This window comes from Lentzea sp. HUAS12, from assembly GCF_024125735.1.
In the GTDB taxonomy this organism is placed as follows: domain Bacteria; phylum Actinomycetota; class Actinomycetes; order Mycobacteriales; family Pseudonocardiaceae; genus Lentzea; species Lentzea albida.
The window spans coordinates 3,187,126-3,213,094 of the sequence record NZ_CP099738.1; the positions used below are offsets into that span (position 1 = coordinate 3,187,126).

The following is a 25,969-nucleotide window of genomic DNA, read 5'->3' on the forward strand; positions in this document are numbered from 1 at the left end:
TCATGATCGACGATCTGCACGGGCGCAGCGTCGTCGCCGACACCCACAACGACCTGCTCGACGCGATCGCGCACCGACCGGTCGAGCGGTGGGTGCCGCACTTCCGCGAGCGGTGGCTGCCGCAGTTGCAGCAGGGCGGGGTGAACCTCCAGGTCCTGCCGGTGTTCGTGGACGACGTGTTCCGCCCCGAGGGCGCGCTGCGCCAGACGTTGCGCATGATCGAGGCCGCCCACCGCATCGCCGCGGCGAGCCCGGAGACGAGGCTCTGCTCCACCGGCGCCGACATCGACGAAGCCCTCGCGCACGACCAGATCGCGCTCGTGCTCGCGCTGGAGAGCGCACCGGGCGTCGGCGAGGACGTGGAGCTGCTCGAAACCCTGTACCGGCTGGGCGTGCGGATCGCGTCGCTCGCGCACTTCGGCCGCACCGCGCTGGCCGACGGCAGCGGCGAGGACGGCACCGGCAGCAGGCTGACCAGGGCCGGGGTCGCCGCGCACGCCGAGATGGAACGCCTCGGCATGATCTTCGACGTCAGCCACCTGGGCGCGGCGGGCGTGGAGCACGTGCTGGAGCTCTCGACCCGTCCGGTGATGGCCACCCACTCGTCCGCGCGGGCGTTGCGCGACCACCACCGCAACCTGACCGACGCCCAGCTCAGGGGCATCGCGGACACCGGTGGCGTGGTGTGCGTGAACTTCTTCGCGCCGTTCCTGCACGAGTCCGACTTCACGATCGACCGCCTGGTCGACCACATCGAGCACATCGCAGGCGTCATGGGCGTCGAGCACGTCGGTCTCGGGCCGGACTTCGTCAAGGAGGTCCTCCAGGACGTCACGCCGCCGTGCTGCGAGGTCGGGGAGATCGAGGGCGTCCCGACCGACCGGTTCCTGCCCGGGCTGGAGGGCCCGGCGGGGTTGCCGCTGGTCACCGAGGCACTGCAGAAGCGCGGCTGGCCCGAGGAGGACGTCGTCCGCGTCCTGGGCCAGAACGTGCTCGACCTGTTCCGAACCGAGCTGAGGGGATCCGCATCGTGACCACCATCGAGGACCTGTACGGCTACGCGCTGCCCGAGCAGCCGGCCCTCTCCCCCGACGGATCCGAGGTCGTCTACGTCCTGCGCACCACGAACCGCGAGAACGACCGCGACGAACGCGCGCTCTGGCGGGTCGTGGACGGCACCGCGAAGCAGTTCACCAGGGGCCGCTCCGACACGTCACCGGCCTTCTCGCCCGATGGCAGGCTCGCGTTCCTGCGCGCCCAGGACGGCCCGGCCCAGATCTGGCTGCTCGACGGCGAACCGGAGCAGCTCACGACGCTCCCGCTCGGCGCGGGCGCACCCGTGTGGAGCGCGGACGGCACGAAGCTCGCGTTCACCGCGCCCGTCGACATCGCCGACGCCTCCGCGCCGATCGTCACGCGCCGCCTGTACCACAAGGCCGACGGCGCGGGCTACCTGCGCAGCGTCCGCGCCCACGTGCACGTCCTCGACCTGGACACCCGCGAGGTGCGGCAGCTGACCAGCGGTGACTGGCACGCGAGCAGCCCCGCGTGGTCACCGGACGGCACGAAGATCGCCTTCACGGCAGCCCGCGACGACGACGCCGACCTGACGTTCCGCACGCCGGTGCACGTCGTCGAGGTCGACGGCCACTCCGACCCCGAGGTCGTCGGGCTCGCGGAAGGGCAGGCCGCGACCGTCACGTGGACCGGGGAGGGCCTGCTGGTCGTCGGACGCACCTCGTCCGACTCCGGCCACCTCGACCTCCTGCACCTCGCGCTGGACGGCGAGGTGCGCAGCCTGTCGGGCTCGCTGGACCGCAACCTCATGCCCGGTGCGCCGGGCTACCCCGGCGGACTGCCTGTCCGGCACGGTGACGCGGTGCTCTTCTGCGCCCGCGACCGGGGCTGCACCCAGCTCTACTCCGCCGACCTCGACGGCGGCGCGGCACCGCGTCTGGTCCTCGGCGGTGAATCCCGTTCCGTGGCAGGGCTTTCCGTGGTGGGCGACAGGGCCGCGGTCGTCCTGAGCACCCCCACCTCGTTCGGCGAGGTCGCGACCGTCGACCTGACGACCGGCGAGGTGACCGTCCACACCGGACACACCGAGGTGGAGCCGATCGTCCGCGAGGAGCGGGAGTTCACGATCTCGGACGGCACGGTCGTGCACGGCTGGCTGGTCCGCGCCCCGGAGACCACCGGCCCGGCGCCTCTGCTGCTCGACGTCCACGGCGGCCCGCACAACGCGTGGAACGGCACCGCCGACCCGGTGCACCTCTACCACCAGGTGCTGGCGGAGCAGGGCTGGGCGGTGCTGCTGCTCAACCCGCGCGGCAGCGACGGCTACGGCGAGGCGTTCTACCGGGCGGCGCTCGGCGCGTGGGGCACGGCCGACGCGAAGGACTTCCTGGAGCCGATCGACCAGCTCGTCGAGGAGGGTCTCGCGGACCCGGCGAAGCTCGCCGTCACCGGCTACAGCTACGGCGGCTACATGACCTGCTACCTGACCAGCCGCGACACCCGCTTCGCCGCCGCCGTCGCGGGCGGTGTGGTGAGCGACCTGACGAGCATGGCGGGCACGTCCGACGGCGGCCACTACCTGACCGCGCTGGAACTGGGCGGTGCCGGTGACCACCTCGCGGAGATGTCGCCGCTGACGCGCGTCGGTGACGTCCGCACGCCCACGCTGGTCTACCAGGGCGCGGCCGACGACCGGTGTCCCGCGGGCCAGGCCGAGCAGTGGTTCACCGCCCTGCGCCAGAACGGCGTGCCGGCCGAGCTCGTGCTCTACCCGGACGAGTCGCACCTGTTCATCCTCAACGGCAAGCCCTCCCACCGCGCGGACTTCAACCGCCGCGTGGCCGACTGGGTGCGCGAGCACGCGGAGCACCGCAGGCCCCTCGACGCGAAGCACTGGCAGCGCAGGCTTTCCGCGATCGCGGAGAAGCACGGCGTGCCGGGCACGGCGCTCGGGATCCTCTACAAGGGACAGACGGTCCAGGCGCACCACGGCGTGCTGAACACGGCCACCGGGGTGGAGGTCACCGACGACACGATCTTCCAGATCGGCTCGATCGGCAAGGTCTGGACGACGACGGTCGTGATGCGGCTCGTCGACGAGGGCCTGCTCGACCTCGACGCGCCGATCACCGACGTGCTGCCCGAGCTGAGGCTCTCCGACCCGGTGGTGGGCCAGAAGGTGACCATGCGGCACCTCCTCACGCACACCAGCGGCATCGACGGCGACAACTTCACCGACACCGGCCGCGGCGACGACTGCCTCGAGAAGTACACCGAACTGCTCGCCGACGCCGCGCAGAACCACCCGCTCGGCGCGACCTTCTCCTACAGCAACGCCGGTTTCGTGCTGGCGGGCAGGGTGATCGAGAAGCTCACCGGCAAGACGTGGGACGTCGCGATGCGGGAGAAGCTCTTCGCGCCGCTCGGGCTCACCCGGACCGGCACGCTGCCGGAGGAGGCGCTGCTGCACCGCGCCGCCGTCGGCCACGTCAAGAACGAGGGCAAGCTGGAAGTCGCTCCCGTGTGGGCACTCCCGCGCTCGGTCGGCCCGGCGGGAACGATCTTCTCGACCACCGAGGACGTGCTCGCGTTCGCCCGGATGCACCTCGAAGGCGGCCTGGCGGCGGACGGCACGCGCGTGCTGTCCGAGAAGTCGGCGGCCGTGATGACCGAGAAGCAGACCGACGTGCCCGACAAGAACGCGTTGGGCGACTCGTGGGGCGTCGGCTGGATCCGGTTCGACTGGGACGGCCACCGGCTGATCGGCCACGACGGCAACACGATCGGGCAGTCCGCGTTCCTGCGGCTGCTGCCAGAGCAGGACCTCGCGGTCACGCTGCTCACCAACGGCGAGGGCGCCCGCGAGCTGTACCTGGAGCTGTACCGCGAGATCTTCGCCGAACTGGCGGACGTCGTGATGCCCCGCCCCCTGGTGCCGGCCACCGAGCCCCCGGCCGTGGACGGCTCGCGGTACGTCGGCAGGTACGAGCGGGCCTCGATCACCCTCGACGTCTCCGAGGGCGAGACCGGGCTGGTGCTCGACGTGACGCCCACGGGTCCGCTGGCCGGTCTCTTCCCCAAGCCGCCGCAGGTCTCGCTGATCCCGGTCGACGACTCCACGTTCCTGTTCCGGGAGTCCGGGGACAGGAGCTGGTCGTCGCTCGTGTTCTACGCGCTGCCCACCGGGGAGCAGTACGTGCACATGGGTGTCCGCGCCACGCCGAAGGTCTCCTGAGATGAACCTGATCGACGACATCGGGCGGCTCGTGTCCTGCGAGTCGCCGTCCACCGACCTGGCCGCGGTCGCCCGCAGCGCCGAGGTCACCGCCGAGGTGGGGTCCGCGTTGCTCGGCGCGGAACCCGAGCGGATCGTGCTCGACGGCCGCACGCACCTGCGGTGGCGGCTGGGATCCGGACCCCGCAAGGTGTTGCTGCTCGGCCACCACGACACGGTGTGGCCGATCGGGACGCTGGAACGCATCCCGTTCGGCGTCGAGGACGGCGTGGTGCGCGGGCCGGGCTGCTTCGACATGAAGACCGGCGTCGCGATGATCTTCCACGCCGTCGCGGCGCTCGGTTCTCCCGACGGCGTCACGGTTCTGATCACCGGCGACGAGGAGATCGGTTCGCCGTCGTCGCGCGGGCTGATCGAGTCCGAGGCCGTGGAGCACGCGGCCGTCCTCGTCACCGAGGGCTCGGCCGACGGGGGCGCGCTGAAGACCGAGCGCAAGGGCACGTCGATGTACGAGGTGACGCTGCACGGCCGCGCCTCGCACGCCGGTCTGGAACCCGAACGCGGGGTGAACGCCACGATCGAGGCCGCGCACCAGGTCCTCGCCGTCGCGCGACTGGCCGACGCCGGCACCGGGACCACCGTGGTGCCGACCGTGCTCTCCTCCGGCACGACGACGAACACCGTTCCCGCGCAAGGGAAGTTCATGGTGGACGTGCGCGTGCGGACCACCGCTGAACAGCTCCGCGTCGACGAGGACATCAAGGCCCTGCGGCCCGTGCTGGACGGGTCGAAGGTCGAGGTGACCGGCGGCCCCAACCGGGCGCCGCTGGAGCCGTCCGCCTCCAGCGCGCTGTTCGACCTGGCCTCCCGGCTGCTGCCGGGGCTCACGCAGGCGGCGGTCGGCGGGGCGTCGGACGGCAACTTCACCGCGGGCGTCGGCGTTCCGACGCTCGACGGCCTCGGTGCCGTCGGCGGAGGAGCGCACGCCGAGAGCGAGCACGTGCTGGTGTCGGAACTCGTCCCGCGCACCGAACTGCTCGCGGCGCTCGTGAGGGAGCTGACATGACGCTGGTGGCGCAGAACGTGGTGGTCCGGCAGCTCACCGAGATCTCGGAACTGCTGGCCACGCAACGGTTGTACGAGTCGATCTGGCGGCCGACGGACGGCGGCACTCCCCCGGTCACCGCCGAGCTGCTGCGCGCGATGACCAAGGCGGGCAGCTACGTGGCGGGCGCGTTCGACGGCGACGAGCTGGTGGGCGCCTGCATCGGGTTCTGCTCACCGCCCGCCGCCGGCGCGCTGCACAGCCACATCGCCGGGGTGGCCGCGGGCATGCGCGGGCGCAACGTCGGCTACGCGCTGAAGCTCGACCAGCGGACGTGGGCGCTCGAACGCGGTCTCACCGAGGTCACCTGGACGTTCGACCCGCTGGTGCGCCGCAACGCCTACTTCAACCTGGTCAAGCTCGCCGCCGGCGCGACCGAGTACCTGCCCGACTTCTACGGCTCCATGCACGACGACATCAACGGCGGCGGTGAGACCGACCGGCTGCTGGTCAGCTGGCGCGTCGACGCCCCGGAGGTCGTCGCCGCGTGCGCCGGGCGGCCGCGGACCGTCAGCGCGACGGGCGTGGTCGGGCTCGGGATCTCCGACGACGGCCTGCCGGTGCGCGGGACGTCGTCGGGCGGCACGGTGCTGGTCGCCGTTCCACCGGACGTCGAGACGCTGCGGGCCACGAACCCGGCCGCGGCGCACGAATGGCGTCACGCGGTGCGGGACGTGCTCGGCGGGCTGCTCGCCGAGGGCGCCCGCATCACCGGGTTCGACAGGTCGGGCTGGTACGTCGTGGAGAGGAACGGTTCGTGAAACTGGACGGGGTCGAGCTCCGCTGGGTCGAGATGCCGCTGAGGTCGCCGTTCCGCACCTCCTTCGGCACCCAGACCGTGCGGCAGCTGTTGCTGCTGCGCGCGGTCACGGACGAGGGCGAGGGCTGGGGCGAGTGCGTCGCGATGTCCGAGCCGGTGTACTCCTCGGAGTACCTGGAGGGCTGCGCGGACGTGCTGCGGCGCTACCTCGTGCCCGCGCTGACGGGTGAGGTCGACGGCATCTCAGTGGGACCGCGGCTGAAGAAGTACTACGGCCACCGGATGGCCAAGGCGGCACTGGAGATGGCGGTGCTCGACGCCGAACTGCGCGCGCGTGGCGTGTCGTTCGGCCGTGAGCTCGGCGCCACGCGCGACCGGGTGCCGTGCGGGGTGTCGGTCGGGATCATGAACTCGATCCCGGAGCTGCTGGACGCGGTCGGCGGTTACCTCGGCGAGGGGTACGTGCGGATCAAGCTGAAGATCGAGCCGGGCTGGGACGTCGAGCCCGTGCGGGCCGTGCGCGAGCGGTTCGGTGACGACGTGCTGCTGCAGGTCGACGCGAACACCGCCTACACGCTCGCCGACGCGCGGCACCTGGCGAGGCTCGACCCGTTCGACCTGCTGCTGATCGAACAGCCGCTGGACGAGGAGGAACTGCTCGCCCACGCCGAACTCGCGAAGGTCGTCAGGACGCCGATCTGCCTGGACGAGTCGATCACCTCGGCGTCCTCGGCAGCGGACGCGATCAGGCTCGGCGCGTGCCAGATCGTCAACATCAAGCCAGGCAGGGTCGGCGGGTACCTGGAGGCGCGACGCATCCACGACGTCTGCGCCGCGAACAACATCGCGGCGTGGTGCGGCGGGATGCTCGAGACCGGCATCGGCAGGGCGGCGAACGTGGCGCTGGCGGCGTTGCCCGGCTGCACGCTGCCCGGTGACACATCGGCGTCCGACCGCTACTACAAGCTCGACGTCACCGAGCCGTTCGTGCTCGACGACGGCCACCTGACCGTGCCGACAGGCCCCGGACTCGGCGTGACGCCGCTGCCGGAGGCGTTGGAGGAGGTCACGGTGAAGACGGAGTGGATCCCGCTGGCATGACAGCCGCGCCGGCCTGCGGACTTCCGCAGGTCGGCGCCGCTCCGTTCGCGTCAAGGCGTGTGCACGCGGTCGACCTTGATGGTGAGCACGACCCGCTGCTGCGCGCCACCGCCGAACCCGGGGTAGGGCCGGCCGAGGTACTTCTCGGACAACTCGTCGATGTGCTCACGGGCGCCGTCCTCGGTGATGTCCACGACGCTGCCGCGCAGGGCCCAGTAGCGGGAGGGAGCGGCGGGGTCGGCGATGCCGAGGGCGACCCGCTGGTCGCGGCGGACGTTGCGGGTCTTCTGGTGGGTGTCGACCGTGTTGACGAGCACGTGCACGCCGTCGGTGCCCGCCCAGGTCTGGGAGATCTGCGGCGACCCGTCCGGCATGAGCGTGGACACGAAGCAGATGGCCTTGGCGTTGAGGACGTCGATCAGGTCGTCGGACAGAGCCGTCATGGGTGGTCCTTCACTTCGTGTGGTCGTTGTACAGGTGGTCGATGACCGTCTCGTCCGGCTCGTCGCCGGACAGCTCGGCGTGGCGCAGGCCCGTCAGGGCGATCCGCAGGGCACGGCGCCACAGCTGCGGAGCGTGCTCGCGGGAGGCGTCCATGACGCTGCCCACCATCACGTGCACCGCGGCGAAGTCCGAGGGCGTCGCCCCGGCCGGCAGCTGTCCTGCCCGGACCGCGCGGTCGACGAGGCCGGCGACCAGTGGCGTCATCTGCTCGTGCGCCCGTTGCACCAGTTCGCTGGCCTGATGGCGGCTTCGGAGCAACTCCCCCAGCCCGCGGCTCTGCGCCTCGATCTCGAGCTGTCGTTCGAGGAACCAGGCGAGCCCGGCCCACGCGTCGTCGTACCGCGAGGCCCGCACGGCGAGGTCTGTGACGGTGTCGATGTGCTCGCTGAACAGGGCGTTCAGCAGGTCCTGCCGCTCGGGGAAGCGGCGGTACACCGTGCCCATCCCGGTGCCGGCGGCTCGAGCGATGTCCTCGTAGGAGACGTCCAGCCCTTGTGCGGCCATGAGCTCACCGGCGGTCCGCAGCAACAACTGGCGGTTGCGCTCGGCGTCGCGGCGCAGAGGAGGAGAGGCGTCCGTCACGGACACGACCGTAGCCAAGTGGAAGAGAAATTCCAAGTTGAAGAACTATTCCACTTCTGCTTACGATCATGCCGTCCCTCCCCTGATCCCACGGAGCACTCCTGTGTCCTTCACGCCTGCCCACGACGCGGTGGAACCGTTCCCGATCTCCGTGCCCGACGCCGATCTGGTGGACCTGCACACCCGCCTGGCCGCGACCCGGTGGCCGGACCGCGAGACCGTCCCCGACGGCCGCCAGGGGCCGCGCCTCGACCGGATCCGGGACCTGTGCGACCACTGGGCCACCGGGTACGACTGGCGGCGCGCCGAGCGGGACATCAACGGCCTCGGCTCGTTCCGCACCGCGATCGACGGGATCGACATCCACTTCCTGCACGTCAGGTCCGCCGAGCCGCACGCGGTTCCCCTGCTGCTGTGCCACGGCTGGCCCGGCTCGATCCTCGAGTTCCGCCGCCTCGCGGGACCGCTGACCGATCCGGCCGCGCACGGCGGCGACGCCCGCGACGCGTTCCACGTGGTGATCCCCTCGATGCCGGGCTTCGGTTTCTCCGGCAAGCCGGCCTCGACCGGCTGGAACACCGCGCGCATCGCCGACGCGTGGATCACCCTCATGCGGCGCCTCGGCTACGGCGGCTTCTTCGCCCAGGGCGGCGACTGGGGCGCCGCCGTCGTGGAGCAGATCACCCGCAAAGCGCCCGAGTCGTGCCTGGGCGCGCACTTCACCCTGCCGCTGGTGTTCCCCACCGCGCAGGAACGGGACGAGGCGACCGAGGAGGAGCGCCGGATGATCGCTCGCGCCCAGCACTACCAGGACCGGCAGAGCGCGTACGCCCGCGAGCAGGCGACCCGGCCGCAGACGATCGGGTACTCGCTCGCGGACTCGCCGGCCGGGCTCGCCGCCTGGATCTACACGCTCTTCCAGGACGTCACCGACAGCGGTGGCGACCCCGAGACCGTCCTCGACCGCGACGACATCCTCGACGACGTGATGCTCTACTGGTTGCCCAACGCCGCGGCGTCCTCCGCAAGGCTGTACTGGGAGGAGGACTTCGGCGGCGCCATGCCGATCGAACAGCTGAACCCCGTGCCCGCCGGGTTCAGCATCTTCCCCGGCGAGGCCGTGCAGGCCTCCCGGCGTTGGGTGGAACGCCGCTACGAGACAGTCCTGCACCACGCCAAGCTCGACCGCGGCGGCCACTTCGCCGCGCTCGAACAACCGGAGGTCCTCACCGAGGAGATCCGGAAGACCTTTCGCTCACTGCGGAGTTCCCGATCGTGAGATGTCCACACAGGACATGACCGGCCTGCACGGGCTCACCGCCCGGACGCTCGTCCGACGAGCTCGACCGCGGTGGCGATGCCGTCCTCGGCGGCGATCCGGCCACACAACGCGGCGGCGCGCTCGCGCATGCCCTGATCCGTGAGGGCGGTCTGCAGTGCGGTGGCCAGCGACTGCACGGACAGCGCCGACCGCGGCAGTGGACGCGGACCGACGCCGAGCGCGGCGATCCTGTTGCCCCAGAACGGCTGGTCGACTCCGTGTGGCACCACGACGGAGGGGACGCCAGCGCGTGCGGCTGCTGCCGTCGTGCCCGCACCGCCGTGGTGCACCACCGCCGCGACTCTCGGGAACAGCCACGAGTGCGGTACCTGGTCGACGACGAGCACGTCGTCGCCGTCAGCGATCTCCCGCATGCCGCCCCATCCGGTGAGCAGGACGGCACGCACCCCCGCCCGGCGGACCGCCCCGGTCACCAGGCGGGCGGTCGCCGCGGGGTCCGCGCCCACCATGCTGCCGAAGCCGATGCACACGGCGGGCTCGCCTGCGGCCAGGAACCGTTCGAGCTCCTCCGGCGGGGTCCAGCCGGGGTCCTCGGGCAGGAACCAGTAGCCGGTGACGTTCCAGTCCGCGGGCGCGGACACCAGGTGCCGGCTGAACCCGTAGAGCGAGGGCGAACCGGGCCGTGGGCGAGGCCGGCGCCGGGGAAGTCCGAGGACCTCGGTGCGCACGGCGCGGGACACAGCGCGGAACGGCATGGTGAGCGCGGCCTCGGTGATCGCCGACCCGACCAGGTTGCCCGCTCTGCCCGTCCAGGCGGGCATCCACGGCGTCAGCACGCCGGGCAGCGCGGAGGACACCAGCCCCACCGGGTGCAGGTGCGCGTGCACGAAAGGCACACCGAGCCGCTCGGCCACGTCCTGCCCCAGCACGGCTCCTCCGATCCCGCCCATGACGACGTCACTGCCCTCGGCGTGACCGAGCAGCTCGCGGGCCTGCACCACCGACTGCTCGACGAGTCGAGCGCGCATCCCCCTGGGCACCACGCCACCGGAGAATCCCGCTTCGGCCGCGGCCCGCGCGGCCTCGTCCATCCGTCCGGTCAACGGCGCGGCGTCGAGTCCCATGCCGGTCAGCCAGTCCGTGAAGTTCTCGGGTGCCACGACCCGCACCCCGTGGCCCGCTCGGGTCAACCCGAGCGCGAGAGCCGCGTAGGGCTGGACACCGCCTCGGGTGTCGACGGCGACGACGCAGATCTGCACGACATCCTCCATTGCAACTTAGTGTTGCAATAATAGGCATGGACGTCACCTCGGTCGCAACTGCGAGTTGCAATGCGGGCGGCCGCGGGATACTGACTGATCAGCAACGGGCAGCACGGCCGAATCGGAGCACGACATGAGCAGCGGCGATCCCGGCACACCGCGACGGCGTGACGCCGGCCGCCCGCGTGGTGCGGCCGTGGTGGCGGCGATCCTCACGGCCGTGCGCGCCGAACTCGCGGAGACCGGGTTCGAAGGGCTGAGCGTCGACCGGGTGGCACGGCGCGCCGAGGTGAACAAGACCAGCGTCTACCGGCGCTGGCCCACCAAGGAGGCACTGGTGGCCGCCGCCATGGACGGGCTGCGCACCGACTTCGCGGACAGCCCCGACACCGGCAGCCTGCGCGGCGACCTCCACGCCCTCGTCACCCCCATCGCCGAACTCCTGTCCCAGGCCGGAGGCACCGCACTGGCGCGAGCCGCGATCAGCTCCGGCGCGGCGAGCGACATCGCCGCTCTCGCCGCACACCGGCTCTCCGGGCAGACGACACAGGTGCTCACGTTGGTCGAACGAGCTCGCGAGCGCGGTGAGTGGCGCGAGGACGCCGACCCCCAACAGGTCGTCTTCACGCTGGTCGGCGCCCTCCTGCACCGAGTGCTCCTGGAACACGACGACCCCACGGGCCCGTGGCTGGACTCCTTGATCGACCTCGTGCACCGCGGCGTCGCCACGAGTTGACCGGCCTCGAGTCCGTGACCTGGGTCAGACGGTGCCCGACCGAGAAGCGCCTGGAACCATCTTGAAGCGCTGCAACAGGAATGCGAGCCAGTGCGTCGCGTGGGCGACGCCTTCCGACCGGCTGCTGGCCGTGCCGTGCCCGACACCGTCCCAGACCCGCAGCAACGCGGGTTCCGCCGCGATCGCCTGCAGGCGTGCGATGAACTTGCGGATCGGTTGCGGCGGGCAGGCCACGTCGGCGTTGCCGGCGTGGACGTACAGCGCGGGGTACTTCACGTCGTCGCGCAACAGGTGGTACGGCGACATCGTCACCAGGCGGGCGATGTCATCCGGATCGTCCAGGTCGCCGTACTCCGCCTTGGCGGCGAAGCGGCCGTAGGGGTACCGGTGGCACGCGATGACATCGAGGATCGGGCACTGGGCCACCACCGCCGACCACAGGTCCGGCCGCTGGGTGAACGCGACCGCGGCCATGATGCCGCCGTTGCTCCAGCCGGTGACCGCGAGGAGGTCCGGTGTCGTCACCCCGGTCGTGGTGAGGTGCTCGGCGATCGCGTAGACGTCGTCGTAGCTGTTCTGCTTGTTCCCGACGCGCCCGGCGTCGGCCCAGTCGGAGCCGAGGTCGCTGCCGCCGCGCTGGTGGGAGATGGCCAGTGCGCCGCCGGCCGCGACGAAGGCCGCCACCGGACCGGGCCACTGGGCGGGCCACGCGACCCGGCCGCCGCCGTAACCGGTGATGAGCGTCGGGAGTGGACGGGTGCCGTCCTCGCCGTCGGGCAGCACGAGGTGGTAGGGGACCTCGGTGCCGTCGGCGGACTTCGCCCAGCGCAGGGAGACCTCCGCGCCCGGCAGCTCCGCGCGCGGCGCCCGCAGGACGTCCACCCGGCGGGAGCCGGGGCGGTAGCGGTACAGGCCCGGTGAGGTGGTGGGCGTGGAGAACAGGAACACGAACTCGTCGGGGTGGCCGTCCGGGGCCAGCGCCGCGGTCGGCATGGCGTCGAGCGGCAGTGCTCCCCTGCCGGGCAGGGGCACCTCCTCGACCTCCCGCCCGTCCCGGTCGAAGACCCAGGCGCGTGCCTCGGTGTCCACCGAGCCGGTCACCACCAGGTGGCCGCCGATCAGCCGGACGTGGCTGAGCACGCGGCCGGACTGCGGCACCAGTTCCTGCCAGGTGGCCGGGTCGGAGGGGTCGGATCCGTCGAACGGGATCGCCACGATCCGCCCGCGTGGCGCTTCGTGGTTGGTGACCGCGACGTACCGGTCACCGTCGATGGCGCCGGCGACCGACACGTCGAGTCCCCGGACGAACGGTCGCCAGGTGCGCTGCGGCAGGTCGCACACGAACTGCGGCAGCGGCCAGACCGCGGTCACGACGGCGTGCCTGCCGTCCGCGGCGACCTGGACGGTGGCGCCGAGGGGGACGTCGACGGGTTCGGGCTCGGTCGGGGGCTCACCGCCGACGGAGTGGAAGTACGGCCGGAAGGCGAACGACGCCGAGGTGAGGTCACCCGCCGTGTAGAAGAACCCGGAACTGTCCGGCAGCCACTGCGGCAGGACCATCGGTCCCATCGTCGGCTGCGGGATCCGGTCAGGCCTGCGCTCGCCGGACCCGGTGTCCAGCAACCAGATCTCGGCGAGCTCGGAGCCGTCCTCGCACACCCCGAGCGCGACGGTGCCGCCGTCCGGCGACGGGCTGAACCACGAGACGCTCCTGGCCCCGTCGTTGTTGGGGTCGTACAGCACACGTCCCGGACCTGCGGCTTCCTCCGAGACCACGAGGACGGCACGGTCCGAGAAATCCGGGCCAGCGCCCCGGTCGAGGCGGAACCAGCGCCCGCCGGCGTGGCGCGGCGCCTGGTCGACCATCCAGCTGGACGACCCGTTGCCGTCCGCGACGTGCTGGTCGACCGCGGCGCGCAGGGCGTCCAGGTGCGCCCACCCCCCGGTGAACGCGTCGGTGAGCGAGTTCTGCTCTTCCTGCCACGACGCCGTTTCGGTGGTGTCGTCCTCCAGCCACCGGTAGGGGTCGGGGAAGCTGATGCCCAGGACGGTGTCCCGGGCGTCCACGGTGCGCGCCGCCGGATAGGTGAGCCGTTCGCCGGTCGTCATCGTTGGATTCTGTCCCGGTGGCGGCAGGAACGACGATCGACAAGTGGTGTGCGAATCCGCCTGGGGAGACGACGGGTGTCGCGTTCGACGACGCAGGCGGAACCGGCACACGCGGCAGGGCCGGCGCGGCGCCGTCCTGTGACCTCACCCGTCCTTCAGGAGAAACGGATGCCGTCCTGCTCATGCCGTGACGGTGCGGACGAGGCCAGGAGTCGCGGTTCGAACGCCGGGTGCCCGGGGTCGTGCTGGAGGGCGTCCCGGACGAGGGCGCGGGCGACGTCGTGGAGTTTGGTGTTGGTGTGCTGGGACAACTCGACCAGGATGGCGAAGGCGTCGCCGGGGCCGCAGCCCCGTTGCCCGATCAGAATGCCCTTGGCCTGTTCGATGATCCCGCGGGTGTGCAGGGCTTCGCGCAGGTCCTGGTTCTCGCGCAGCACCGCGCGGTGGGCCTGCCCCAGACGGGACATCGCGACCAGGGCGCGGGTGAACCGCTCCGGTTGCGCATGCCACCAGTCCGCGGTGCGGGCCTGGTGCTCGGGTTCGTCGCGCAGGAGCCGATCGACCTCGGTGACGTCCTCGACGTGGTGCAGGATGCCCGCGATCCGGCCGTCGGCGTCGCGCAGTGGAGCGTTGACCGGCGCCCAGACCTTCCGGACGAACCGGTTCCGGTCGCCGGGAGCGAGCACGTCGTAGCGCTGCAGCCCCATGGCGTGACGTCCGCCGCGGTGCAGCACCTGCTCGAGCGAGCCGGACAGGGTGGCGACCCCGTCGGCATCGGGGTCGGCGGGGTTGTCCGGGAGGGCGTCGAACAGGCCGATGCCCACGAGGTCGTCGGCCGTGGTGAGCGTGGCCGTCGTGTACGCGGTGTTGGCGGCGTGGATCCGCAGTTCGGTGTCCAGGACCAGGTAGGGCGCGGCGGTGGTCTGGAATGCCGGATCGGCTCCGATTCCGGCCAGCAGTGCGGTGTTCATGCTGTCGCCTCTTCCAGTGGGCGAGTTTCGGGGGCGGAACGCACGGGAGTCGGGCGTGCCGGTCTCCTCGCTCTCGTCCGCAGCAGCCCGACCGGTGCCGTCCCGGCCTCCGCGACGCTCGGCGGAGGCGTTGAGCAACTATGCTGGTACCCCTTCTGCGGCGTCTCGAACATCCTCACCCGCGTCAGCGTGGAACAGCCGGTCGAGGCGGCCACCGCGCGCCCCGACCGGCGGGAGCGCGTCAGGACCAGGCGACCTCGCCCTCACGCGACACGAACCTGCCGGTGCCGGCTCCGGGGCCCTCGGTGGCGAGCGCGACGATCGCGTCCGTGCCCTCGGTGACGGTCTGGAAGCCGCTGTGGCCGTTCAGGTCGGTCGCGGTGTAGCCGGGATCGGCCGCGTTGACCCTGATGCCCGCCAAACCCTTCGCGTACTGCGTGGTCAGCATCGTCAGAGCCGCCTTCGACGCGGTGTACAGCGGCACGACCACCTTCGACTCCGGCCGCTCCGGGTCGTGGGTGAGGGCGAGCGAGCCCATGCCGCTGCTGACGTTGACGATCACGGGGTCGTCCGAGCGGCGCAGCAGGGGCAGGAACGCGTTCGTGGTGCGCACGACACCGACGACGTTGGTCTGGAACACCGCCAGGGCGTCCTCGCCGACGAGGTCCGCCGGGTCGGCGGCGGTGCCGTGCACACCGGCGTTGTTGATCAGGACGTCGATCCTGCCCTCGTGGCCGAGGACGTCGGCCGCCGCCGCGGCGACCGACTCGTCGTCCGTCACGTCGATGGGGACGAAGCGCGCACCGAGCGCGGCCGCGGCCTCCTCTCCCCTCTTCTGGTCGCGGGCTCCGATCAGGACGGTGTGGCCGAGCTCGGTGAGGCGCCGGGCGGTCTCGCGGCCGAGGCCCTTGTTGGCCCCGGTGATGAAGGTGATCGTCATGTGTCCGATCGTGTCCCCGGCCGCGGACCCGAACCAGGAACGCTTCGACGGTAGGAAGGGCAGTACCACCTTCGCGGCGGGACAACCGGTGCCCCGGGAAGGAGGATGGACGTCGTGACGACGACACCCGCGAGCGGGCTCGGTGCGATGATCCGCACCTGGCGGGACCGCCTGCCGCCTTCAGCCGCCGGACTGCGCACCGCCCGCGGACGCCGGGCCGCCGGGCTGCGCCGCGAGGAGCTCGCCGACCTCGCGGGTGTGTCGGTCGACTACGTCGTGCGCCTGGAGCAGGGGCGGGCCACGACGCCGTCGGCGTCGGTGGTGGCGTCGCTCGCACGCGCCCTGCAGCTGTCCACCCCCGAACGGGACCACCTGTACCGGCTGGCGCAGCTCGTGCCGCCGTCGAACGGTGCGATCTCCGACCACGTGCCACCCGGCGTGCAACGGGTGATCGCACGGCTCGGCGACGTGGCGGTCGCCGTGTTCGCCGCGGACTGGCAGCTGGTGTGGTGGAACCGGAGCTGGTCTGCACTGCTGGGCGACCCGGGGGCCTCACCGGAGCGGCTGCGCAACTTCGCGAGGGACAGGTTCCCGGTCGGCGGCGGCGCGCCCCACCTCGCGCGCTGGCCCGTGGACGAGCAGGACCGCGACGCCACCGATCACGCCGTCGTCTCCGACCTGCGCCGCGCCACGGGCCGCTTCCCGCACGACCGCCGGCTGGCCGCGCTCGTCCGGGAGCTGACCGCGGGCAACGAGAGGTTCGCGCGGTTGTGGGCGACCGGTGAGGTGTCCGCGCACCGCGAGGACCACAAGACGATCCACCACCCGCAGGTGGGACCGGTCGCGGTGGACTGCGACGTGCTGGGCGACGGCGACTCGGAGCTCAAGATCGTGATCATGACCGCGGCCCCCGGCAGCGAGGACGAGACCAGGCTGCGGCTCGCCGCTGTCGCCGGAGCACCGGCCGCGGCGCACCTGTGAGCGAGGCGCCGCGGCGGGGACCGGCCGATCAGGTGTGCCCGGAATGCGGCAGTCGGCCGGCTTCGCGCCGGGCGGGAGCGGTGAACACGCTGCCGCCGCTGCCGCCGCGGTCTGCGCCGGGGTGAACAGGCCGGGCCTCAGTGGTTCAGGACCCGCCTGACACCCGTTGCACGACACTCGAACACGCCGGCGCGCTCGCAGGTTCCAATTGGCGCACACCACTTGGGTTCCTCTGACGCAATAGCCGCACTGCCCTGCGGAAATACCACTCCCGCAGGACAGTGCGGCCCAGTTCGATCTCGTTGGGCACGTACCGGCACGTTCAACGCGCCGTTCCGCTCCCCCTTGGTCCCGGAACATGCTCCCAGTTCAGCCACGTGGCCGTTGGGTCGCGCAGTTCCGGAGCACGAGCAGGCAATGATCAGACACTCTGTTCACGAGTCCTCGAACCCGCGCGGGATAAATCCTGAACATGTGCGACATGATCCCCAACGCCGAGCACCGGGGTGTGCACCTTGTCACATCTCAGAATCCACCTGTCCGCTCCACCACTCGCCAAAGCGGACGAGAAGTCCGGACGTTCTGGTGGTGCGATTCCCGATCAGGCGTTGAGCGGAATCTCCTCGGAACCACCGGAAATCGCCGTCTGGCCGTTGCAGGTGACAGCGATGGTGTAGTTGTGGGTCACCGAGCTCGGGTAGTTGGCCCTGACGGACAGACTCCAGTTCTGATTCTGCGAATTCACGATCAGAACACCGGTGGAGTTTCCACTGCCACCGACGTTGAGGCCGGCCCCCTGCCAGGAGACAGATCCGCTGAATCCATTGATCTTGAACTCGTGCCGGATCTCGAACTTGGGAGTGGCACACACGTTGGTGGTGTACCCGTACGCGGTTCCGCTGAGATAGGTGATGCCCTGGTAGCCGATGGATTTCGGGTAGTTGACGACCGCCTCGACCTTGCCACTGATCCGCCCCGAACCCAGCTGCACCGAAGTCGGGGGAATCTGATAGCCGCGGGCGCACCGTTCCAAGCCGGTCGCCTCGTCGGTGTAGCAGTTCGCCTGAGTGAAGCTGGCGGACGCGGCACCGCCGCTACCGAGGATCAACAACCCCGCGAAGACGGATGAGAGCAGTACTGCAGCACGTGCTCGCACGACGATTCCTCCTGTGGACCATTTGCACTTTGACCTGCGACTGACCGATGGCGCGTACCTGCTCAACCAACCGCATGCACTGTCGCGCCACTCGCCACGATCGAAGCCCCGTGCACATGGATGAAATATCGCGAATCGGGTGATCACCCGCTTTCAAGCACATGCACCGGGAATCTCGCTCCGACACAAGAGAGGATCGCAGAACCACCTTGCTTCCGGGCATGTCAACTCATGACCCCGAGGGTATGCTTTGAGAAACATGGCATCAGCTCACAACTCGAAGGATCGCCTCGATGCAGCTCGAAGTGAGACATCTTCACATCATCTCGACGATATCCGAACTGGGAAGCATTTCAGCCGCCGCGACGGAGATCGGGATCGATCAACCCAATCTGAGCCGTCAACTCAAGCGCATCGAAGGCGAATTGGGGCAACGCATTTTCGAGCGCTCCGACTCAGGTGTCGTGGCAACGAGTTTCGGTCAGACAGTGATCAGGAAGATACGAGAGATAATTCATCTCCTCAACTCCATCGATCAACCCAAACCTGAACGACATCCAACAAATCTGGTCGTCGCCACGAACGGCCCATCCATCGAACCGATCATAAACAAGATGAGCGGCAGCCAACAGATCGAACGGGTGTCGACGCACGCAGCGTCGGAAAACGAGGCCATATCCATGGTAAAGCGAGGATTCGCCGACCTGTTCTTCTGCATACATTGGCCTCATGTGGACTTTGACCTGGGCGACCTGCACAGGAAAACAATCCTGACCGAGGAAATGCGGGTCATGGTGGCCAAATCCAGTCGAGCGAGCACCGAAGAAGAAATCGATCTTCCCTCGCTCAGCGACATCGGGTGGATAGTCAGGCCAGAGTTGCCCACAACCGCAGAGGAGTGCCGACGCTTTGGTTTCGATCCGATCATCGCATGCACAACAACGGATCACGGCCGCTATCTCGACCTGGTTGGCTGCGGCGCCGCGGTCTGCTTCTCGAGCGCAGTGCCGCACCTGAACGAGAGCGTGACGACAGTGCGATACCGAAACGCGTCAGAAATTTCCTGGGAGATCATCTATCACCCCCTGCGAGGAGTAGAAGGATTTACCGAAGAGCTGTCGAAGACAATCTGTTCGATCTACGAATCGAGATTGAAGAAGGTGAGCGACTAGCGGAGCAATCGACGCTGCGCCGGCGGACCGATCCTGGTCGCCCGGTTCAGTCACCGGAGCAGCACCTCTGGAGGCTGCACCCACGAACGCCGTCGCCCGCTACCGGCGACCGGCCTGCTCCCCGCCGTCGACGGCCGCCCGCTCCTCCACCGCTCGGAGACGTCGACCGCTCGCTCGAGATCTGACCTCGACCATGCGAGAGCAGGATCTCGGCTCCCAGCGAGTCCGCTGAGCAGCCCGACCCGAATGCATGCGCTCGGCTGGTTCTGACGAGGTCGCGGCGAGCCGAGTTCGCGCACCGGCGCGGACTCGGCTCGCCCGGCCGAATCGACGTGATCTTCTCATCGGGTGTTCTACGTCGTGTGGTCCGCAGTCACGTCGATCGCCACCAAGACTTGAGGGAGGCGTTGGCGCGAATCGACCGAGCTGCAGCGGATCAGGACTCACCTGGATTCGAATCCGCGCATCACGGTGGCTCCGGATCTGGGAAAGCGCTTCATGAGACGGGCCACAAGACCGTCCTCGGGCCTCCCCGACCCCCGCGATGTCCATCTGCGGCCGTTTCTCGTGAACGGTCTACGTGCTCATCGCGAACGCAACACCGACTCGTAGTTCTTGTTCACCACGAGGCGAGGCGTCTTGCACCGCCGGTGCAACCTCCGTCTCCGCGCCTGGTTGCCCTCTGCGGGCAACCAGGCACTCGGCTGGGATCCGCTCGAAGAAGGCGTGGTCTTCCACGACCTGCGCCACACTCAGGAGACCTCGGTCATCGAGAACGAGGTGCCACGCGTGCTGAGGCGGGAGCGTCTGGGGCACAAGCGCACCTCCATCGATGACCGGTATTCGCACGTGACCGAAGCCATGATCAGTCGCATGCTCGAGCAGCTCCAGCGCCGCTGGGAGGTGGACGGCGGGTGGTGTCGGGCCCATCGAATGAGCGGACGAAGCATGGTGATCACCTTGGCACCGCGAATGCTGTTCGTCGCTCGCGCTCCCGAACTGCTCCCCCAAGGCGCGAACGCTTGGTCACCCGGAACCACCGCTGCGAGACACCGGAACAGCCGGAACACACCGGCGCGCTCGCAGGTTCCAATTGACGCAGACCGCTTGGGTTCCTCTGTAGACGGTTGGCACAGTGGTGGGATGAGCCCGCGAACAGGCCTCACCCGCGTCCTGGACGACCTGGGCACCACGCTGATCGACCTCGTGCGCGGTGACCCGGGCCGGTCAGCCGGTGTCGGCGGTGTCGTGATCCACGACCCGGACGACGACCAGGTGCTGCCGCCGTCCGCGCTGGTGCTCGGTGTCGGCGTGCGGGATCCGGCGGAGGTCCTCGGCGCGCTCGGCGAGGAGGGCGCGGTCGCGCTCGTCGTGCGCGGGCCGGTCGTGGTCACCGACGCGCTGGCCGCGGCCGTGGACCGCTCCGGCGTCGTGTTGCTCGGCCTGGCGCCAGGGGCGTCGTGGACGCAGCTCGCCGCGATGCTGCGCTCGCTGCTCGCCGAGGGCGAGGTGGACCCGTCCGAGACCTTCGGCGGTGTGCCGGCCGGTGACCTGTTCGCGCTGGCCAACGCGGTGGCGTCACTGATCAGCGCCCCGGTGACGATCGAGGACCGCAGCTCGCGCGTGCTCGCGTTCTCGGGACGCCAGGACGAGGCGGACCCGTCGCGGGTCGAGACGATCCTGGGCAGGCAGGTGCCCGTGCACTACACGCACCTGCTGGAGGCGCGCGGGGTGTTCCAGCACCTCTACCGCAGCGACGAGCCCGTCACCATCGAGGAACTGCCGGCCGGCGACGGCACGTTCTGCCTCCCGCGGGTCGCCGTGGCGGTGCGGGCAGGCGACGAGTTCCTCGGCTCGATCTGGGCCGCCGTGCACTCGCCGCTGTCGCCCGACAGCACCGCCGCCTTCCGCGACGCGGCCAAGTTGGTGGCGTTGCACATGATGCGGCAGCGCGCGGGCGCCGACGTCGAACGCCGGCTGCGCGCGGACCTCGTCTCGACCGCCGTCGAAGGCGGCGCGGGAGCGGCGGAAGCGGTGCGGCGCCTGGGTTTGGCGGACCAGGCGTGCGTCGTGCTGGCGTTGGTCCTGGCCCACTCGCACGGTGACGACCCGGCCGCGCACGCCCGTCTCCTGGCCGAACGGCAGCAGGTCGCGGACGCGTTCGCCATGCACCTGACGGCCGTGCACCCGCGTGCCGCCGCCGCGTTGATCGGGGACGTCGCCTACGCGATCCTGCCCGCGGAGTCGGAGGACCGGGCGATGCGGATCGCCGCGGACTTCCGCAACCGCATCGGCAACCAGGTGCTCGTCGGTGTCGGGGAGGTGTCCGACGGCCTGACGCTCTCGCGGTCGCGCGCCGGTGCCGACCTGGTGCTGCGGGTGCTGCGGGCCGGGCGCTCCTCCCGGCCGGTGGCGCGCGTGTCCGACGTGCACAGCGAGGGACTGCTGCTGGAGCTCTCGGACCTGATCGCCGAACGCGGCGACGCGCTGACCGGGCCGGTCGCGCGGCTGATCGAGTACGACCGCAGCCACAACGCCTGCCTGGTCGAGACGCTCGGCGCGTGGCTCGACGCCTTCGGTGACGTGGCCGCCGCGTCCGCCGCGGTCTTCGTGCACCCCAACACCTTCCGGTACCGGCTGCGGCGGTTGTCGGAGGTCGGGGAGATCGATCTCGGCGACCCGAACGCGCGGTTCGCGGCTATGCTCCAGCTTCGGCTGTGGCGGCCAGATGGCGCTGCGCCAGAGCGGTGAACGCCCCGGTCGACGGGTGCGGCGCCGCCGCGGGCCACGCCAGGTGCACGACGATCGGCTCGGCGTCGGTCAGCGGCAGGTAGGTCACGCCGGGGTGCGGGTGGTGGTGGCTCGTGCCGGCCGCCGTGACCCCGACCGTCGTGCCCGTCGCGATCGACGTCAGCCACTCGACCACGCCCGGCACGTCCACGGTGCGCGGCCGTCCGCCGGAGGGCCAGAGGTCGGCGCCGGTCGTCGCCGCGGTCTCGCACACCGCCACGCACTCGCCCACCAGGTCGGCGAGCACCAGGGCGTCGCGGGTGGCGAGCGGGTGGTCGTCCGCCACGGCGGCGACCCGCGGTTCCTCGATCAGCGCCACGTGGTCGAGGCCCGCCTGCGCGGGGCTGGTGCGCAGGACCGCGATGTCGGCGTCACCGCGCCGCAGCGCCGCCTCCGGGTCGTCGGCGCGGCGGATGCGGACCAGCACGTCCGGGTGTTCGGCCCGCCACTCGCGCAGGAACGGGATGGTGAACCGGCCGAGCGCGGCCCAGGCGAAGGTGAGCCTGATCGGCTGGGGCCGGGTGGCCTCGGCCAGCGCCGAGTCGAGCGAGGTCAGGATGCGGTGGCTGTGCTCCCACAGCCGGCGGCCGGGTTCGGTCAGCGCCACGTGCCGGGTCGTGCGTTCGACCAGCCGCACGCCGATGCGCCGTTCCAGCTGGTCGAGCGTGCGGGACAGCGCGGGCTGCGTGACGTGCAGCGCGAGGGCGGCCGCCGTGATCGACCGGTGGTCGCCGATCGCGGCCAGGGCGCGCAGGTGACGCAGCTCGACATTCATGACCACCGATCATAAGTGCTGCACGAACGGCATTTCACTCCTCTTCGGAGCCGACCTAGCGTCGGTGGCATGAAGATTCTTCTCGTAGGAGCGACCGGCACGCTGGGCAGCGCGGTGCACCAGGAGCTGGTCGAGCGCAAGCACGACGTCGTGACCGTCTCCCGCACCGGGGGCGACCTCCAGTTCGACGTGACCGATCCGGCGCGGGTCGCGGAGATGTACCAGACCGTCGGGCAGGTCGACGCCGTCGCGTCGGCCGCGGGGCACGTGCCGTTCAAGCCGCTGCGGGACCTGACGGTCGAGGACTACCAGGCGGGCGTGACCGGCAAGGTGCTCTCGCAGGTCGCCCTCGTCCGGGAGGGCCTCGCGCACGTGACGGAGTCGTTCACGCTGATCACGGGCGTGCTGGCACGCGAACCGATCGTCACCGGCGCGGCCGCGTCGCTGGTCAACGGCGCGGTGGAGGCGTTCGTGCGCGCCGCCGCGATCGAGATCGCGCCGCAGCGGATCAACGCCGTCAGCCCGACGGTCTTCACCGAGGCGCTCGACGTGTACGGCGACTACTTCCCCGGTATGAAGCCGGTGCCGCTGGCCGAGGTGGTGCGGGCGTACGTGCGGTCGATCGAGGGACGGCAGACCGGGCAGGTCTACGTGCCCTGAACGCTCACACGGCCGAGCAACCGGTCCACGAGCTCGGGCAGCTGCTGCTTGCCGCCGCCCTCCAGCCACAGCGAGATGCCGGTGCGCACGGTGACGAGGAACGTCGCCGCCATCAGCCGGGCGATCTCCTCGTCCGGTTCGCGGTGCACCAGCACGGCGGTCAGGTCGCGTTCGAGCGCGACCTGGTCGCCCGCCTGCCGGGCGATCAGCGACGGGTGCCGGCGCAGCAGCCGCAACTGCTCGATCCACTCGACGTCCGGCATCGGCCGGTCGCGGTACAGCTCGGCGGTGGACGCGCGCAGGGCCTCCCACGGCCCCTCGTCCGCCGGCCGGGCCCCGACCAGCGTGACCAACGCCCTGATCCGCTCGCGGTCGGCGTCGACGACCGCGTCCTCCTTGCTGGTGAAGTAGTTCGAGAACGTCCTGCGCGACACCCCCGCCTCGTCCGCGATCTCCTCGACCGTCACCCCGTCGAGGCCGCGTTCCATCGCGAGCCGCAACGCCGCCGCGGCCAGCGACCGCCGGGTCGCCGCCTTCTTGTGCTCACGCAGCGTGATGAGGGTCTCCATGCACTCAGCCTAGCGGCGGAGTAAGTTTCACATTGCGCAAATTTGCACAACGCGCAAGAATTATGGGGACGAAGGGGCGAGACGTTGAAGAACGAAAGTCAGGCGATGGGTCACCGGCAGGTGATGGAGTCGCTGTCCGGTCTGCTGCTCGCGCTGTTCGTGGCCCTCGTCAGTTCCACGGTGGTGTCCACCGCCCTGCCGCGGATCATCGGGTCGTTGAACGGCACGCAGACGCAGTACACGTGGGTGGTCACCGCCACCCTGCTCGCGGCGACGGCCACGACCCCGATCTGGGGCAAGCTCGCCGACCTGTTCAACAAGAAGACGCTGGTCCAGGCCGCGATCGTGATCTTCGTGATCGGCTCGCTGCTCAGCGGCTTCGCCCAGGACACCGGACAGCTCATCGCCGCCCGCGCGTTCCAGGGCCTCGGCGTCGGCGGCCTGCAGGCACTCGTGCAGGTCGTGATCGCCGCGATCATCCCGCCACGCGAGCGCGGCCGGTACAACGGCTACCTCGGCGGCGTGCTGGCCGTCGCGACGGTCGGCGGCCCGCTGCTCGGCGGTCTCATCGTCGACGTGTCGTGGCTCGGCTGGCGCTGGTGCTTCTGGATCGCCGTGCCGCTCGCCGCGATCGCGTTCGTGGTGCTGCAGGCGACGCTGAAGCTGGAGACCGTGCGCCGCGAGAACGTGAAGATCGACTACCTCGGCGCGACCCTGATCGCCGCCGGCGTGAGCGTGCTGCTGATCTGGGTGTCGTTCGTCGGCAACTCGTTCGCGTGGGCCTCCTGGGAGACGGCGGCCATGGTCGGCGCCGGCGTGGTGCTGCTCGGCGCCGCCATCGCGGTGGAACGGCGGGTCAAGGAACCCGTGGTGCCGCTGCACATCGTCGTCCAGCGCACCCCCGCCCTCGCGATCGTCGCGAGCCTCGCCGTGGGCATCGCCATGTTCGGCGGCTCGGTCTTCCTCGGCCAGTACTTCCAGATCGGCCGCGGCTACAGCCCGACCGAGGCGGGCCTGCTGACCATCCCGCTGCTCGCGGGCGTGCTGGTGTCGTCCACGATCTCCGGCCGCATGATCAGCCGTTCCGGCAAGATCAAGCCCTACATCGTCGCCGGCACGATCCTGCTGGTGCTGGGCTTCCTCGGCCTCGGCTTCATCGACCACGCCACCCCGCTGTGGATGATCGGCGTCGCGATGGCCGTCGTCGGCACCGGTGTCGGCATGAGCATGCAGAACCTCGTGCTGGCCGTGCAGAACGGCGTGCCGCTGAGCGAACTCGGCGTCGCCAGCGCGACCATCACGTTCTTCCGCTCCCTGGGCGGCACGATCGGCGTCTCGGTGCTCGGCGCCGTGCTCGCCAACCGCGTCACCGCCGACCTCTCCACCGCCCTGCACGTGCCGGCGGGCCAGTCGACCGGCACCACCAGCGCGTTGAACCTGCAGGCTCTGCCACCCCAGGTCCAGACGATCGTGCACACCGTCTACGGCGACGCCACCGCGCACATCTTCATGATCTCCGCCGCCGTCGGCGTGATCGGCATCATCGCGGCACTGCTGCTCAAGCCGATCACGTTGCGCACGACGATGGATCTCGAGAAGAAGGACGCAGACTCGGTGGTCGCGCGATAACCAGAGGGGGAACCATGAGCGCCGGCCTGAACAACGCCTTCGAGTCCACAGTGGACTGCTTCGGTCCCGTTCCCCGCCCGTCGTCGCGGACCATCATGGTCGGCCTCGACGGCTCCGACACGGCGATGCGCGCGGCGGCCTCGGCGTTCGGTCTCGCCCGCCGCCAGGGAGCACGGCTGGTCGTCACGTTCGTGGCGTGCCACTCGTCCCTGGCGGCACTGAGCCCCGCCGCCGCGTCGGTGTTCGAGCACGAGGCGACCGCCCACCTGTACGCCGAACTGCGCGACCAGGTCCGGCAGTTCGCGGAGGAGCTCGACGTGCCGGTCACGTTCGTGAAGGCGTTCGGCGACCCGCTCACGGTGCTGCGCGACTCGGCCGACCAGTGCCAGGCCGACATGGTGGTCGTCGGCGCCTCGCAGCAGGCAGGGCACCGGTTCGCCGGGTCGGTGGCGACGCGGCTGATCCGGTCGGGTCACTGGCCAGTGCTCGTCGTGCCCTGAGCTCTGCCTTTCCGACACCTGGTGCCCGCGCTCGCTCGTCGAGCGCGGGCACCGTGGTGTTCACGTGGTGTTGCTCGCGACGCGCGACGTTCCCTGGACGAGGCCGTGCCCGCACACATCCGACCACTATGAC

22 protein-coding genes are annotated in these 25,969 nt (G+C 70.5%); 13 read left to right on the forward strand and 9 right to left on the reverse strand.

Features of this window, described 5'->3' with window-relative positions:
• Positions 1 to 2 precede the first annotated feature (2 nt).
• Genes ND450_RS13900 through menC form a run of 5 tightly spaced genes read left to right on the forward strand, consistent with a single transcriptional unit; the run spans position 3 to position 7,218 of the window.
• Positions 3 to 1,034 carry a dipeptidase gene (locus tag ND450_RS13900; protein ID WP_253326541.1) on the forward strand — a complete coding sequence of 344 codons (1,032 nt, stop codon included), beginning with the start codon at positions 3 to 5 and terminating at the stop codon, positions 1,032 to 1,034.
• Positions 1,031 to 4,252 carry a serine hydrolase gene (locus ND450_RS13905; protein ID WP_253326542.1) on the forward strand — a complete coding sequence of 1,074 codons (3,222 nt, stop codon included), beginning with the start codon at positions 1,031 to 1,033 and terminating at the stop codon, positions 4,250 to 4,252. Before ND450_RS13900 ends, ND450_RS13905 begins: the two co-directional genes overlap by 4 nt.
• A gap of 1 nt (position 4,253) precedes the next feature.
• Entirely contained in the window at positions 4,254 to 5,318 is a 1,065-nt protein-coding gene (locus ND450_RS13910) for a M20 family metallopeptidase (protein WP_253326543.1), read from the forward strand.
• On the forward strand, positions 5,315 to 6,118 hold the full coding sequence (locus ND450_RS13915) for a GNAT family N-acetyltransferase (RefSeq protein ID WP_089910707.1): 804 nt from the start codon (positions 5,315 to 5,317) through the stop codon (positions 6,116 to 6,118). Before ND450_RS13910 ends, ND450_RS13915 begins: the two co-directional genes overlap by 4 nt.
• The gene (gene menC / locus ND450_RS13920) at positions 6,115 to 7,218 is read left to right on the forward strand and encodes an o-succinylbenzoate synthase (RefSeq protein ID WP_253326544.1); all 1,104 of its coding nucleotides are present in this window, start codon (positions 6,115 to 6,117) and stop codon (positions 7,216 to 7,218) included. The genes ND450_RS13915 and menC overlap by 4 nt, the downstream gene beginning before the upstream one ends.
• A 50-nt stretch (positions 7,219 to 7,268) precedes the next feature.
• Here menC and ND450_RS13925 read toward each other — a convergent pair whose 3' ends face one another.
• A complete protein-coding gene (locus ND450_RS13925) occupies positions 7,269 to 7,661 on the reverse strand; it encodes a PPOX class F420-dependent oxidoreductase (protein WP_253326545.1) in 393 nt (130 codons plus the stop codon).
• Between the two features lie 10 nt (positions 7,662 to 7,671).
• Positions 7,672 to 8,304 (reverse strand): TetR/AcrR family transcriptional regulator, encoded by a 633-nt coding sequence (locus tag ND450_RS13930; protein ID WP_253326546.1) that lies wholly within the window; start codon positions 8,302 to 8,304, stop codon positions 7,672 to 7,674.
• A 103-nt stretch (positions 8,305 to 8,407) separates the two neighbouring features.
• Here ND450_RS13930 and ND450_RS13935 point away from each other — a divergent pair, with 103 nt between their 5' ends.
• Positions 8,408 to 9,583, forward strand: a complete 1,176-nt coding sequence (locus ND450_RS13935; protein WP_253326547.1) for an epoxide hydrolase family protein — start codon at positions 8,408 to 8,410, stop codon at positions 9,581 to 9,583.
• Between the two features lie 35 nt (positions 9,584 to 9,618).
• On the opposite strand, the gene ND450_RS13940 is transcribed toward ND450_RS13935, so the two are convergent.
• Positions 9,619 to 10,857 carry a glycosyltransferase gene (locus ND450_RS13940; RefSeq protein ID WP_253326548.1) on the reverse strand — a complete coding sequence of 413 codons (1,239 nt, stop codon included), beginning with the start codon at positions 10,855 to 10,857 and terminating at the stop codon, positions 9,619 to 9,621.
• 124 nt (positions 10,858 to 10,981) lie between these two features.
• Here ND450_RS13940 and ND450_RS13945 point away from each other — a divergent pair, with 124 nt between their 5' ends.
• Positions 10,982 to 11,584: a TetR/AcrR family transcriptional regulator gene (locus ND450_RS13945; protein WP_253326549.1), complete on the forward strand. Its 603-nt coding sequence runs from the start codon at positions 10,982 to 10,984 to the stop codon at positions 11,582 to 11,584.
• A gap of 24 nt (positions 11,585 to 11,608) precedes the next feature.
• On the opposite strand, the gene ND450_RS13950 is transcribed toward ND450_RS13945, so the two are convergent.
• From ND450_RS13950 to ND450_RS13960, 3 genes are all read right to left on the reverse strand, one after another.
• Positions 11,609 to 13,693, reverse strand: coding sequence for a prolyl oligopeptidase family serine peptidase (locus ND450_RS13950; protein ID WP_253326550.1), 2,085 nt, complete (start codon positions 13,691 to 13,693; stop codon positions 11,609 to 11,611).
• A gap of 155 nt (positions 13,694 to 13,848) precedes the next feature.
• The gene (locus ND450_RS13955; RefSeq protein WP_253326551.1) at positions 13,849 to 14,664 is read right to left on the reverse strand and encodes an ANTAR domain-containing protein; all 816 of its coding nucleotides are present in this window, start codon (positions 14,662 to 14,664) and stop codon (positions 13,849 to 13,851) included.
• Between the two features lie 241 nt (positions 14,665 to 14,905).
• Entirely contained in the window at positions 14,906 to 15,604 is a 699-nt protein-coding gene (locus tag ND450_RS13960) for an SDR family NAD(P)-dependent oxidoreductase (protein ID WP_253326552.1), read from the reverse strand.
• 105 nt (positions 15,605 to 15,709) lie between these two features.
• Here ND450_RS13960 and ND450_RS13965 point away from each other — a divergent pair, with 105 nt between their 5' ends.
• Complete coding sequence (locus ND450_RS13965; RefSeq protein WP_253326553.1) at positions 15,710 to 16,585, forward strand: helix-turn-helix domain-containing protein; 876 nt, start codon at positions 15,710 to 15,712, stop codon at positions 16,583 to 16,585.
• Positions 16,586 to 17,186: 601 nt separating this feature from the next.
• On the opposite strand, the gene ND450_RS13970 is transcribed toward ND450_RS13965, so the two are convergent.
• The gene (locus ND450_RS13970) at positions 17,187 to 17,741 is read right to left on the reverse strand and encodes a hypothetical protein (RefSeq protein WP_253326554.1); all 555 of its coding nucleotides are present in this window, start codon (positions 17,739 to 17,741) and stop codon (positions 17,187 to 17,189) included.
• Positions 17,742 to 18,034: 293 nt separating this feature from the next.
• On the opposite strand from ND450_RS13970, the gene ND450_RS13975 reads away from it, so the two are divergent.
• Together ND450_RS13975 and ND450_RS13980 are read left to right on the forward strand one after the other, a co-directional pair.
• Positions 18,035 to 18,913: a LysR family transcriptional regulator gene (locus ND450_RS13975; RefSeq protein ID WP_253326555.1), complete on the forward strand. Its 879-nt coding sequence runs from the start codon at positions 18,035 to 18,037 to the stop codon at positions 18,911 to 18,913.
• A 1,143-nt stretch (positions 18,914 to 20,056) separates the two neighbouring features.
• Positions 20,057 to 21,664, forward strand: coding sequence for a CdaR family transcriptional regulator (locus ND450_RS13980; RefSeq protein WP_253326556.1), 1,608 nt, complete (start codon positions 20,057 to 20,059; stop codon positions 21,662 to 21,664).
• Here the strand turns inward: ND450_RS13980 and ND450_RS13985 are convergent.
• On the reverse strand, positions 21,612 to 22,478 hold the full coding sequence (locus ND450_RS13985; RefSeq protein WP_253326557.1) for a LysR family transcriptional regulator: 867 nt from the start codon (positions 22,476 to 22,478) through the stop codon (positions 21,612 to 21,614). The two genes, ND450_RS13980 and ND450_RS13985, sit on opposite strands and share 53 nt — an antisense overlap.
• A gap of 69 nt (positions 22,479 to 22,547) precedes the next feature.
• Between ND450_RS13985 and ND450_RS13990 the strand changes: the two genes are divergently transcribed.
• Positions 22,548 to 23,138 (forward strand): short chain dehydrogenase, encoded by a 591-nt coding sequence (locus ND450_RS13990; RefSeq protein ID WP_253326558.1) that lies wholly within the window; start codon positions 22,548 to 22,550, stop codon positions 23,136 to 23,138.
• Here ND450_RS13990 and ND450_RS13995 read toward each other — a convergent pair.
• Complete coding sequence (locus ND450_RS13995; RefSeq protein ID WP_089910743.1) at positions 23,126 to 23,707, reverse strand: TetR/AcrR family transcriptional regulator; 582 nt, start codon at positions 23,705 to 23,707, stop codon at positions 23,126 to 23,128. The two genes, ND450_RS13990 and ND450_RS13995, sit on opposite strands and share 13 nt — an antisense overlap.
• A gap of 105 nt (positions 23,708 to 23,812) precedes the next feature.
• Between ND450_RS13995 and ND450_RS14000 the strand changes: the two genes are divergently transcribed.
• Together ND450_RS14000 and ND450_RS14005 are read left to right on the forward strand one after the other, a co-directional pair.
• Positions 23,813 to 25,336, forward strand: a complete 1,524-nt coding sequence (locus tag ND450_RS14000) for an MFS transporter (protein WP_253327920.1) — start codon at positions 23,813 to 23,815, stop codon at positions 25,334 to 25,336.
• A 14-nt stretch (positions 25,337 to 25,350) separates the two neighbouring features.
• Positions 25,351 to 25,836: a universal stress protein gene (locus tag ND450_RS14005; RefSeq protein ID WP_253326559.1), complete on the forward strand. Its 486-nt coding sequence runs from the start codon at positions 25,351 to 25,353 to the stop codon at positions 25,834 to 25,836.
• The last annotated feature ends 133 nt before the right edge of the window (positions 25,837 to 25,969 follow it).